Source organism: Salinicoccus jeotgali (genome assembly GCF_055379195.1).
This window is the reverse complement of record NZ_AP043830.1, coordinates 1,305,485-1,317,328: the sequence shown is the minus strand read 5'-3', so window position 1 is coordinate 1,317,328 and position 11,844 is coordinate 1,305,485. Positions and strand designations below refer to the sequence as shown.

Annotated in this window: 9 protein-coding genes; 6 read left to right on the top strand and 3 right to left on the bottom strand. The window is 45.9% G+C overall.

Annotation, left to right across the window (positions count from 1 at the left end; translation table 11 throughout):
* Positions 1-69: 69 nt before the first annotated feature.
* Entirely contained in the window at positions 70-1,536 is a 1,467-nt protein-coding gene (locus ACZ43I_RS06645) for an alanine/glycine:cation symporter family protein (protein ID WP_344702797.1), read from the top strand.
* 35 nt (positions 1,537-1,571) lie between these two features.
* On the opposite strand, the gene ACZ43I_RS06640 is transcribed toward ACZ43I_RS06645, so the two are convergent.
* A complete protein-coding gene (locus ACZ43I_RS06640) occupies positions 1,572-2,528 on the bottom strand; it encodes a DUF1002 domain-containing protein (protein ID WP_344702799.1) in 957 nt (318 codons plus the stop codon).
* Between the two features lie 146 nt (positions 2,529-2,674).
* On the opposite strand from ACZ43I_RS06640, the gene ACZ43I_RS06635 reads away from it, so the two are divergent.
* Positions 2,675-3,667 (top strand): LCP family protein, encoded by a 993-nt coding sequence (locus tag ACZ43I_RS06635; protein WP_344702802.1) that lies wholly within the window; start codon positions 2,675-2,677, stop codon positions 3,665-3,667.
* A gap of 60 nt (positions 3,668-3,727) precedes the next feature.
* Here ACZ43I_RS06635 and ACZ43I_RS06630 read toward each other — a convergent pair whose 3' ends face one another.
* Positions 3,728-4,726, bottom strand: a complete 999-nt coding sequence (locus ACZ43I_RS06630) for a cation diffusion facilitator family transporter (protein WP_344702804.1) — start codon at positions 4,724-4,726, stop codon at positions 3,728-3,730.
* Positions 4,727-4,859: 133 nt separating this feature from the next.
* Between ACZ43I_RS06630 and ACZ43I_RS06625 the strand changes: the two genes are divergently transcribed.
* From ACZ43I_RS06625 to ACZ43I_RS06610, 4 genes are all read left to right on the top strand, one after another.
* The gene (locus ACZ43I_RS06625) at positions 4,860-6,119 is read left to right on the top strand and encodes a Y-family DNA polymerase (protein ID WP_344702806.1); all 1,260 of its coding nucleotides are present in this window, start codon (positions 4,860-4,862) and stop codon (positions 6,117-6,119) included.
* Between the two features lie 189 nt (positions 6,120-6,308).
* On the top strand, positions 6,309-7,568 hold the full coding sequence (locus tag ACZ43I_RS06620) for an aminoacyltransferase (protein WP_344702808.1): 1,260 nt from the start codon (positions 6,309-6,311) through the stop codon (positions 7,566-7,568).
* Between the two features lie 7 nt (positions 7,569-7,575).
* Positions 7,576-8,850 carry an aminoacyltransferase gene (locus ACZ43I_RS06615; protein WP_344702810.1) on the top strand — a complete coding sequence of 425 codons (1,275 nt, stop codon included), beginning with the start codon at positions 7,576-7,578 and terminating at the stop codon, positions 8,848-8,850.
* A gap of 21 nt (positions 8,851-8,871) precedes the next feature.
* On the top strand, positions 8,872-10,116 hold the full coding sequence (locus tag ACZ43I_RS06610; protein WP_344702812.1) for a peptidoglycan bridge formation glycyltransferase FemA/FemB family protein: 1,245 nt from the start codon (positions 8,872-8,874) through the stop codon (positions 10,114-10,116).
* Here the strand turns inward: ACZ43I_RS06610 and ACZ43I_RS06605 are convergent.
* Positions 10,070-11,791 (bottom strand): IS1182 family transposase, encoded by a 1,722-nt coding sequence (locus tag ACZ43I_RS06605; protein ID WP_464761332.1) that lies wholly within the window; start codon positions 11,789-11,791, stop codon positions 10,070-10,072. The genes ACZ43I_RS06610 and ACZ43I_RS06605 overlap by 47 nt on opposite strands.
* Positions 11,792-11,844 lie beyond the last annotated feature (53 nt).

Here is an 11,844-nt window from a genome sequence, read left to right as displayed (position 1 = left end):
GAAGTGAAAAATTTAGACTTGAAGCAGCCATCCGAATAATATAACATCACTTATATTGGGAGGTGCTTTATGGAAAATGAAGGAGTAGTACCAGGTTGGTTCAAAAGTGTCATTGAAGTTGGTAATGATCTTTTATGGGGAGATTTCCTCATAGGACTATTGATTCTTGCAGGTTTATATTTCTCGATCAGTTCAAAGTTCGTGCAATTCAGATGGTTCAAGGAAATGTTCAATGTACTTACCGAGAAGGCGGAGACATTGCCGGACGGTCGAAAGGGCATCGCGCCTTTCCAGGCATTCGCAATCAGTGCAGCGTCCCGTGTAGGTACCGGCAACATCGCCGGTGTGGCCACGGCGATCGTGCTCGGTGGACCGGGCGCAGTCTTCTGGATGTGGGTTATTGCATTTTTTGGTGCAGCGACAGCGTTCTTCGAATCGACTTTGGCGCAAGTCTACAAAGTCGAAGATAAAGACGGTGGCTTCCGCGGTGGACCGGCATACTACATGGAGAAGGGGCTCAACCAGAAGTGGCTCGGCGTCTTCTTTGCAGTATTGATTACAGTCACATTCGGCTTTGTCTTCAATGGATTGCAGGCCAATACCATTGCGCATGCCTATGAAGAGGCATTCAACATAGACCGTTGGATCATCGGCCTCATCATCGCAGCACTTGCGGCCATCGTCATATTTGGAGGGGCACGGTGGATTGCCAATGTCACGGGATATATCGTACCGATTATGGCACTTATATATCTGGCGGTGATATTCGTGATACTCGTCATCAACTATGACCGGGTCATCCCGATGCTTACAGATATATTCCAGAACGCCTTCGGCATCCGGGAAGTGTTCAGTGGTGCAATCGGTGCCGCGATATTGAATGGATTCCAAAGAGGTTTATTCTCGAATGAAGCGGGGATGGGCTCGGCACCGAACGCAGCAGCGTCAGCAGCCGTCAGCCACCCTGTCAAACAGGGCCTCATCCAGTCGCTCGGTGTATTTTTCGATACGATGATCGTTTGTACAGCAACCGCAATCCTCATACTGATGTATACGGACTTGAGTTACGGTGAAGAGGCACAGCAGGGCATTCAAGTGACCCAGGCGGCGATGGGCGAGCAGATGGGTGCCTTCGGCGCCACCTTCATTGCGATTGTCATCCTCTTGTTTGCATATAGCTCGATACTCGGCAACTACTTCTATGGTCAAAGCAACCTCAACTACATCAAGGAAAACAAAACATTGTTGTTTGCCTTTAAACTCCTTGTAGTCCTGATGGTCTTCATCGGAGCGATAATGGACCTTGAAACGGCATGGTCGATGGCCGATCTGTTTATGGCGTTGATGGCCGTGACCAACCTTGTTGCAGTATTCGGCTTGAGCAATGTGGTCTGGCAAGTTGCCGCCGACTACAAGACGCAACTGAGGGATGGTAAAAATCCAGTTTTCCAGACGAATAATATCAAAGCGGATCTTAGCGATGTGGACGAGTGGGGTGAAAATCGTTACGCGTACCGCGATCAGGATAGATCCTAACATTAAAAAACCAGACCTTCTAAAGGTCTGGTTTTTTAATTGAACAATGTCTTGAAGAAGGAAATGATGCTGCTGAAGAAATCAGAGACGGCCCGTTTAAAGGTGCTCCATGCATCAGAATCCTGGATGTCCTGACCAATTTCTTCTGCCTTATCAGCCGCTTGTTTGAATGCATCGCTTGACCTTATTTCATCGATCAGGTTCTGGGCGCTGTCCTTGAGGCGTTCTGCTTCTTCATCTGTAAATATATTCGTGTTCTGTATTTGTATCATAATATTGACGAGGCGGTTGATTTGATCACCCGTCACTATGCCATCCAGACCGTTCTCATTCAACTGTTCCTCTACTATTCGGCGAATATCCGCTTCAGTCAGATTCCCACCCTGATTGATGATTTCAATTTTAATGTCTGTAATGGCTTTATTCAGCTGTTCCTGTGAAAAGCCTTCTTTTTGCGCATTTTCTTTTGAGATATCTGATATGGCTTCCAACTCATCTTGGGAATTACGGGTGCGGTCGGTATCAATTTCCTGTCCCTGTGCTTCAAATGCCTTATATATCCCTGAGAGGGCACTTTCCCCTGTGACATCTTGAGCGGCTCCGATCGTGACTTCCGCATCTGTAATACCCGATGTGAGCAGGGCATTTTTATACGTCTCTTCCGTAATTTGGGTAATCTTACCCATCGTTTCATCTACGGTGATGTCAAGCCCATATCCGTCTTCCCTCTGAATGATGCGGATGCTTGATTTGAGCACGGCATCATCATAATCCTTGCCGATGTATTTGGCGACATCCTCCGAGTTGACGAATGTGATTTTGTCCTCTTTTTTTGTACCGAGTATGCCTTCGGTATCCTCCAATAGCTGGGGGTCGTCCTCAAGGGCGGCACCATAGACGGTGACTGCTTCCTGCCACTCGGCCGCCTGCACTTCAGTGGGTATCAGCACCAGGGCCACCAATGCGATAAAAAACCAATTCCGGATCATCATAACCCTCCTTATCTAATATTTATATTCTACTATATGCTCATTACTTTCTACAATTTATTATATCCGGTCAAATGCGGTTTTCTCTTTTAATCTCTTTTTAAACGCGATAGAATGATTGAATACATTAATGACGGGAGCCAAGTATCATGGATAACGACTATAGACGTTCTGGACGCACTAGTGAGGGTATGAAAAGAAAACGGTTGCGCAAGCGTACGCTGATCCCTTTAATTATATTTATAGCGCTCATCTTCATCGTTTTGTATATCTTCTTCTCCTATCAATCCGGGTTGGATATAGCCGAGGACAATGGAGTCGAACAAGAGGCACATGAATTCGGTGGGGATGACAATAATGATGGCAAGAAGACCATACTGCTGTTAGGAGCAGACCGCGAAGTTGACGGGGCACAGCGCACGGACGTCATCATGCTTGCCCAATATGATTATATGAATAAGGATATGAAACTCATATCGATGATGCGGGACATCTATGTGGATATCCCCGGTTTTCAAAGCTACAAGATAAATTCCGTCTATTCACTCGGGGGCGTGGAACTCCTTAGACGCACCATCAAAGAAAATTTCGGCATCGAGATTGAAGAGTATGCAGTCGTCGACTACAAAGCATTTGAATCCGTAGTGGATGTGGTCAACAAAAAAGGGGTGATGGTAGACGTCGAAAAGGATATGTCCGAAAAGATAGAAGTCGAACTGAAAAAGGGTGAACAGCGTCTTAATGGGCAGGAGCTACTTGAATATGCAAGATTCCGCCAGGATAAAGAAGGGGACTTTGGCCGGGTAAGGCGTCAACAGCAAGTCATCACCGCCCTGAAAGATGAAGTGCTGACGATCGGTGGCGTGTTGAAGCTCCCTAAAATTGCAGGGACGGGCATGGGCCACGTCAACACAAGCATGACCGATGGGGAGATGTATCGGATGATGGCATCCTTCCTCCTAAGGAGTGATAAGGAGATAGACACGCTTACGGTACCTGTAGAAGGCACCTATCAATTTATGGACACATCACACGCCGGCAATGTGATCGATCTCGATTTTGAAGCAAACAGCCAATATATGCATGAGTTTTTGGAAAATAATGCCGAAGATCCGGCTGAAGAGGAGGCTACAACCGAATAGACAAGACAAAAAAAGGATGGCCGCGGTATTGCAGGCCATCCTTTTTTATTTGGAGCATAATTATTTTTTAGGCTTTTTATCCAATTCATTCTGGGTCTGCGGCCATGCCCGGTGCCCATCATCGACCTCAAATTCTGTATTTACATCAACGACATGCCTTTGTTTCAGGATCATCTCCTCTATGTCATCCCGGATGGCATTTGCTTCTTCAACAGAGAGGTCGGGATCCAGTTCCGCCACAATTTCAACGTGGAGGAGGTCCCCTTCCTTCATGACGAAGAGCTTACGTATGTCTCTGATTTCATCATGTCTCAACACAATCTCCGAAACACGCTGTTCCATGCGCGGGTCGTGCTCACCAAGTGCCCCCGCGGCATTCTCCATGAAAATTTTGTAGACGATGTAGAACATGGCGATACCGATCATGATCGAGGCGATGCCTTCTGCTTGGGAAAAGCCTGTAAAGCGTGCAATGAGTATGGCAAGGATGGCGAGCAGTGCACCACCGGTTGCAACCGTATCTTCCAGGAACACCAATTTGGTCGCCGGTTTTGCACGGTCCATATGGATAAAGCTTGTCGTAAGCGGTTTTAAGCCATCAAAAGGCTGATCTGCCTGCTTGAGCAATTCTTTACCTGCTTTAAATAGAACAAATGTCTCAAGCACAGCCGCCAAAGCGAGAACGCCGATGTTGATGAGCAGCATTGTTGTATCGGTTTCCACCGGAAGCGGTTCTAAAATGTGCTTTAGCCCCTCGCGCACCGTCTCATATGCCAATATACCGACAATGATGACAGCAAATAGTAAAACAAGATTCACGAGACGTCCAAACCCGAAGGGGAAGCGTTTGGTCGGCGCTTTCTTCGACAATCCGGAACCTACATAAACAAAGAACTGGTTAAGTGCATCGCCAATGGAATGCATCATCTCAGCAAACATGGCAACATTTCCCGTCAGTATGAAAGCACCGCCTTTTATGGCTGCGATGAAGAAATTGACGATAGATGCAGTCAGCGATGCTGCACTGCCTTTCTTAAGTAATGCGATGATGTCCTTCAAATCATTTTCCTCCTTACTGATCTTTACAATATATCATACCCAAATCCATAAATAATCATGTTTGGAACTTCCTATTTTATGATATGATAAATTTATGGGTATACGAACATATGTTCTGTTTGGAGGGTGTTACATGTATAACTATCATATCTGCCCAAAACGGCACATTTTCTGTGTAGACCAAAAAAGCTTCTTTGCTAGTGTTTCTTGCATCTTGAAAGGTTTAGATCCACTCACGACACGTCTTGCGGTAGTGGCAGACACTAAAAACCCGGGGGCAGTTGTATTGGCTGCAACACCAGCCCTCAAAAGAATGGGGATAAAGACTGGCAGTCGGTTGTTTGAAATTCCGAACCGTAAAGATATTTATATCATTAATCCCTCAATGAAGACATATCTCGATTATTCTTCCAGAATAACGGAAATTGCTTTGAAATACGTCGCTCCGGAAGATTTTCATCAATATTCCGTGGATGAGTACTTCATGGATGTTACAAAGAGTTTCCGGTTGTTTGAAGAAAGTCCTTGGGGACTGGCACTACGCCTCAGGAAAGAGATCTATCAGGAGACGCGTATTGATTGTGCCATCGGCATCGGGGAGAATCCACTGCTCAGTAAGTTATCTCTGGATATTGAAGCGAAGCGTGCACCTTTTGGTATAGCAGAGTGGCGTTATGAGGACGTACCTGAAAAAATGTGGCATATCAAACCGCTTAGAACACTGTGGGGAATCAATAAGAATAGTGAAGCCCGTTTGAATGAACGTGGGATATTTTCAGTGGGTGACCTGGCGCGCTACCCGCCCGAATATTTGAAGCGGGACTTTGGCATCATCGGTGTCGATTGGCATCTCCATGCCAATGGCATCGATTTCAGCACTATCAGTGAAAAGCATAGTGTGCATGCGCCGTCCATTGCCAAAAGCCAAATCCTTATGCGTGATTATCACCTTGATGAAGTCTATGTAGTAATGCTTGAGCATATTGATGAAGTGACGCATCGTTTGCGCCTATCAAAACGGTTGGCACGCACCATCCATTTTTCTGTAGGGACAGCAGATGGCAAGGTGTACCGAAAGCAATTCACGTTAGACGGGGGGACGAGTGACGGAAATATCATCATGGAGGGTGTATGGGACCACATCATCAAAATGGCAGACGCCTATGCGATGTACCGTACTTTAAGTATTTCTTTGACAAATCTGATACCGGATGACGTGAGGCAGCTATCCCTGTTCGAAGACCCGGGGGAATTGAAGAGGGAGGATCTTCTTAGGACCATTGATGCATTAAAGGTCCGGTTTGGACAACTCAGCGTGATGAGGGCCCTGAGCTGTACGGAAGCTTCGACGCTTAAACTTAGGGAAGGATTGATAGCTGGCCATAAAAGGTGAATGGCATTCTGATGGAAATGACAGTGCATTGTAGTCGTGTAGACATGAACTTCGCAGAAATACTGCCAGTACCGTTCGCAGATGATATAATGGATGGGACTATATATATTTATGAGGTTTCAATTCGCATTAAGTTTGGAATCTGATAATATATTCGGAGTAACAAAATTAGTTGACAGGAGTGCCATTATGCAATTTACAGAGTTGACCACTGAGGAGTTCGAACAGTTCACACGGACACACTTCAGTCATTTTACACAGACGGTGGATAATTATCGCCTGAAAATTGAGCAGGGCGTTGAAACCTACCTGATAGGAGTGAAGGACGGGGAAGCGGTAAAAGCAGCTTGCCTGATCACCCTGACCCCTGTAATGAAGGTGTTCAAATATGCCTATACCAATCGTGGGCCCGTCATGGACTATTCAGATAAAAAGGTGTTCGATACATTTTTCGAAGGACTGAATGACTTCTTGAAGCCAAAGAAAGTGATGCATGTAAGGGTAGATCCCTATGAAGTAATCAAAAAACGCAACCACGAAGGTGATATCCTCGAAGATAGTGGAAACCGCTATATCTTCGATTACTTCAAAGCGCTGGATTTTACACATGAAGGATTCTCCGTCGGGTTCGATCCGGTCGTTCAGATCAGATGGCATTCGGTACTTGACCTTAGAGGCAAGGACGGCAAAGCTGTGTTGAATGATATGGATAGCCTCCGGAAGCGGAATATAAAAAAAGCACAGAAGCATGGTCTTCATGTCCGTTATCTTGGGCTTGATGAGATAGATGTCTTCAGGAAATTCATGAGAGATACATCTGAAATGAAATCCTTCACAGATCGCGATGATTCCTACTATATCAGCCGTAAGCAGCACTTCGGGGACAATGTCCTGATTCCGCTTGTTTATGTCAATTTGGATGAATATGTCGCATCGATTACAAAGGACCGAGACGCATTGGTGAAAAACATCAGTAAAGCGAACCGTGACCTTGAAAAAGATCCGGCCAACAGCAAAGCGGAAAAGAAAATAACGAATCTGACGGCGCAGCTCGAAAATATAGAAGATAAGTTGCAGGAAGGCCGTACATTGCGCGAAACCCACGGCAATGAGCTTCCCATAGCGAGTGCCTACTATTTCATCACTCCGCATGAAGTCGTTTATCTTGCAGGAGGCAGCGATAATGATTTCAGGCATTTTGCGGGCAGTTATCTGATCCAATGGCATATGATCAACTATGCCTTGGACCATGATATTGGACTGTATAATTTCTACGGCATCAGTGGAGACTTTTCAGAAGAAGCGGAAGACTACGGCGTCATCCAGTTCAAAAAAGGATTCAACGCCACAGTCTATGAATATATCGGTGATTTCATCAAGCCGATCAATAAGCCAGCGTATAGGGTGTATCAGTCACTCGTAAAACTAAGAGAGAGAATAGGGAGGTAACAAACGGATGAAATTCGTTGAACTGACTGAAAAGGAATATAAGGATTATATAGAAAAAGGAGAAGAATCGGCCTTTTTCCAGATGATAGAAAATAAAAAGAATAGGGAAATGGATCAACAGAAGGTACGCCTACTTGGCGTTAAGGATGCAAGTGGAACGGTGATAGCAGCATGTCTCTTTACGTTGAAGAAGACGGTCCTCGGCAAGTATTTCTACTATTCCAACCGGGGGCCCGTGCTGGATTACCATGACCATGACCTTGTAAAGTTCTATCTGCAGGAATTGACTGCCTATCTCAAGAAGAATAACGGGCTGTATGTAAAGCTTGATCCGAATTGGATCTATAGAAAGTATGATAAGGATGTAGTGCCTAAAGAGGAATACCCGGCCCAGGATGCATTGATCAGATTGATGGAGGACGAAGGGTATGTGCATCAAGGGTTCACCCGTGGCTATTCAAAAACCTCCCAGGCGCGGTGGATGAGTGTCCTCGATTTATCGGGCCATGATGAAAAGAGCCTTTTCAAGTCCTTCGATTCACAGAGGAAGAGGAATATAAAGAAAGCACAGAAATTCGGAGTGAAGGTGCGGTTTCTCGATGTCGATGAGATTGATATATTCATGGATCTTTACTTGGATACAAGTGAGAGGCAGGGGTTCTTCACCCATCCGAATCCGAAAGAATACTTCTCCAATTTCAAGAAAGCCTATGGAGATAAGGTCCTTATCCCTCTTGCGTATATAGAGTTGGATGAATATGTGGAGAACCTCTCAGAGCAGATTGAAGACAATGAGCGGAAGCGGGACCAGCTCATGGATAAAGACAACAAGAATGATAAGACTTTGAATAAGATTGCTGAACACGATAAACAGATCAACAAGATGACTGAAGATCGCGACAGTGCTATGGAGATGCGTGAAAAAGAAGGCAATGTCCTGAATCTTGGTGCCGGCATCTACTTTGAAACCCCTTATGAGATGGTCTATAACTCAGGTGCAAGTTCAAGCGAGTTCGCTCATTTCGTCGGACCTTACATGATGCATTTTGAAATGATGAAGTATTGTCTGGAGAATGGAATCGACAGATATAACTTCTACGGGGTGAGTGGTGACTTCTCTGAAGATGGGGAAGATTATGGCGTCTACCGTTTCAAACGTGGCTTCAACGCTGAAATAGAGGAACTGGTCGGTGATTTCGTCAAGGTCATCAGTAAAGTGCCTTATAATCTCTATAAGGTAAAACGTAAAATCGAACAGAAGACAGCCTCAAAAAGCAACTGAATAGTGAAGGAGGGTTGAACAGTGCAGATATCACAAATCCAAGAGGAAACGTTTAAAGCGTTCATGGCAGAGTATGACGGGCATTGCCACTATCTCCATGACCCGCTTTATTATGATTACATTTCAAAGACACAGGAGACGCACCTGCTTGGCCTCTATGAAGATGATGGGCTAGTCGGGGTTTCCATGCTCAGCGCCACATCGGTCCTGAAACGCTATCGGCTATTCACTTCACATACAGGTCCGTTGATCCAGCCGTTCTCGAATGAGAGGCTGCAGTTCTTCCTGAAGGAAATCGATGATCACGTCAAAAAGCATCATGCTGTAAAACTCATCCATTCGCCTTATATGATCTACCAGATGAGAGGCAACGATGGAGAAATCGTGGAAAGCCCTGAAAATAATCATGAAATCATAGACATCTACATCAACCAGGGGTATTCACATAATGGCTTCACCAAACAGCTGGTTACAGACGAACTGCTCAGACATCAGGCTGTACTTGATTTGAATAAGGATGAAGAGCAGCTCATTAAAGATATGGATTCAAAAACACGCTATAATACGCGTGCAAGTGAGCAGATGGGGCTGGAATTGCGTTATTTGGAGGAGGATGAATATGATAAATTCATCCAGATATATAAAGATACCGAGGAACGCATCGGTTTCGACCCGGTAAGTGGGGAAAAGATAAAAAATCTGCTCCATGCTCTAAAGGAGCGTACTTATCTCACTTTGAGCTATATCAATCTGGAAGATTATTTGGAACAATTGCATGGTGAACTCGGCGAACTTTCTGCAGAATATGAAGAGATGCAGGAGAAGATCGATTCCGGCAATGGTACAAAAAGGATGAAGGGGAGAATGAATGAAGTGAAAGACCTCCTCGGAAACAAAGAGAAACGGATAAAAAAAATCCAGGGCGTGCAGCAAGAGTATGGCACAGTCATAGAGCTTTCTGCAGCCATGTATTATTACAACAACCATGAAATGGTTTATCTGTTCAGTGGCAGTTATCCGGAACATTCCATGTTCATGGGTACGAACTTCACGACATGGCAGATGATCAAAAAAGCAAAGAAACTCGGAGTGAAACGTTTCAATTTCTTTGGATTGACTGGTGATTTTACAGAACAGTCCAAAGACTATGGAGTCTTCAAGTTCAAAAAAGGCTACAATACCTTCATAGAAGAGCTTCCAGGAACCTTCGAGAAAGTATTCAACAAGCCTGTATACAAGATGGCACAGAAATTGAATAGAATATAGAAAAGAAGGGGCTGGGACATAAAGGCCCCTGAACACTAAGAAAAATGGCGATCCATCCCGATAAAGCGGATGGATCGCCATTTTTTGTGTCTGCTTCCAAAGCAGTGCGCATCATTCGGTTGAACTTCCCGAGGTTCCCGGCCAATAATGCGAGGCCGATTTCGATTTTCACTTTGCGTCTCCCGCGGAGTGAAAATCGCCTGAACGCCAAATTGGCCTTCAAATTGCCGAAAACCGTCTCAACATCCACCTTGCGCTGCTGATAGATGTTGCGGTGCCCTTCAACTGAAAGCTGCTTTTTCACCTGGGCTCTGAAGTAGTCCAGGTTCATATTCTTTTGGATGCGCTTGGTGGTCTGCTTGTCGCTTTTGATGCATATGTCATGGAGGGGACATCCGGTACAGTCTGCTGATGCATACATTTTAAACGCCCGGGTGTAGCCATATTTGTCGGTCCGATCGGCATAGCGTTCAAACTGGAGGGGCCGTCCGTCCGGGCAGATGTACATATCATTCTCATCATCATACACCCAGTTGTCCGGATGCATTTCATCGGGTTGGTGCCTCTGCTTCTGTTCCTTATGGTATGTATTATAGGGGATGAGCGCGGTGCGGCCGTAGTCGTCCATGATTATCTCATAATTGGATTCACTGCCATAGCCGGCATCGGCCACAATCTTTTCAGGCAGATGCTGGAAATGTTCCAGCATCGTATGGAGAAATGGCGGCAGGGTCCGGGTATCTGTCGGGTTGGGATAGAGGTCAAAGCCTAAAACGAATTGATTGTTGGTCGCAATCTGCAGGTTGTAGCCGGCTTTCAGCTGACCATTCTGCATATGGTCCTCCTTCATGCGCATGAATGTCGCATCGGGGTCGGTCTTCGAGTAGCTGTTGCGGGCACCGAGGATCTCCAATTGTTGGGTATATTTCAATTCCCGGTCCCGCAGGTCTGCACATTTCTTTTTAGTCTTTCGGATGACGGACCGTTCAGACCGGCGGGCTTTTCTTTTTTCCACGGTTTCCGTCGCCTCGATGGTCTCCGTCAAATCCGTTTCCACCGTCTCTAGCGCCTGGTGCATCGTGTGCAGGTGATCGGCCGTCACGATGGCTTCCGATTCTTCAAGGAGGGCCGTCACGATCTGCTCTTCATACAGCGTTTCATACATCAGCTTCGATTGGGCGCGGAGTTTCTCCTGGTGTTTCTCGACACTTCTCCGGAAGACGAATGTATATTTGTTGGCATTGGCCTCGAGCTTCGTACCATCGATGAAAATCGCATCCGTATCAATCAGCGCCTGGGCTTCCAGCTGCATCCTGAACTGGATGAACGCTTCCTGGATCAGCGCATCCATGTGGGGATGCACCCGGAACCGGTTGATGGTCCGGTAGGAGGGCGTCTGGTTTTGAGCCAGCCACATCATCCGGACGCTGTCTGTCAACAGCGCTTCAATTTTGCGCCCGGACGTCACCGATTGTGTGTAGCTGCAGAGGATGATCTTCATCATCATTCTTGGATGGTACGACGTCGCACCGAAGGCATGGTCAAAGGGCGCAAATTCAGTCTCTGGGATGCTTTCCACCAATGCATTGACGGCAAGGGCGATGTCATCTTCGGGTATGATGACTGCCAAATCGAGTGGCAGTGTCAGCTGGTTCATGGTATAATCTTTATACATAAGGCACCTCTTTTTCTGTTTGTGTGGTTACTTACATTATAAAGGGTGCCTTT

Bases quoted from the DNA above. Each gene is read 5' to 3' on its own strand.
- ACZ43I_RS06645 (WP_344702797.1), top strand. From the start codon at position 70: ATGGAAAATGAAGGAGTAGTACCAGGTTGGTTCAAAAGTGTCATTGAA.
- ACZ43I_RS06640 (WP_344702799.1), bottom strand. From the start codon at position 2,528: ATGATGATCCGGAATTGGTTTTTTATCGCATTGGTGGCCCTGGTGCTG.
- ACZ43I_RS06635 (WP_344702802.1), top strand. From the start codon at position 2,675: ATGGATAACGACTATAGACGTTCTGGACGCACTAGTGAGGGTATGAAA.
- ACZ43I_RS06625 (WP_344702806.1), top strand. From the start codon at position 4,860: ATGTATAACTATCATATCTGCCCAAAACGGCACATTTTCTGTGTAGAC.
- ACZ43I_RS06620 (WP_344702808.1), top strand. From the start codon at position 6,309: ATGCAATTTACAGAGTTGACCACTGAGGAGTTCGAACAGTTCACACGG.
- ACZ43I_RS06615 (WP_344702810.1), top strand. From the start codon at position 7,576: ATGAAATTCGTTGAACTGACTGAAAAGGAATATAAGGATTATATAGAA.
- ACZ43I_RS06605 (WP_464761332.1), bottom strand. From the start codon at position 11,791: ATGTATAAAGATTATACCATGAACCAGCTGACACTGCCACTCGATTTG.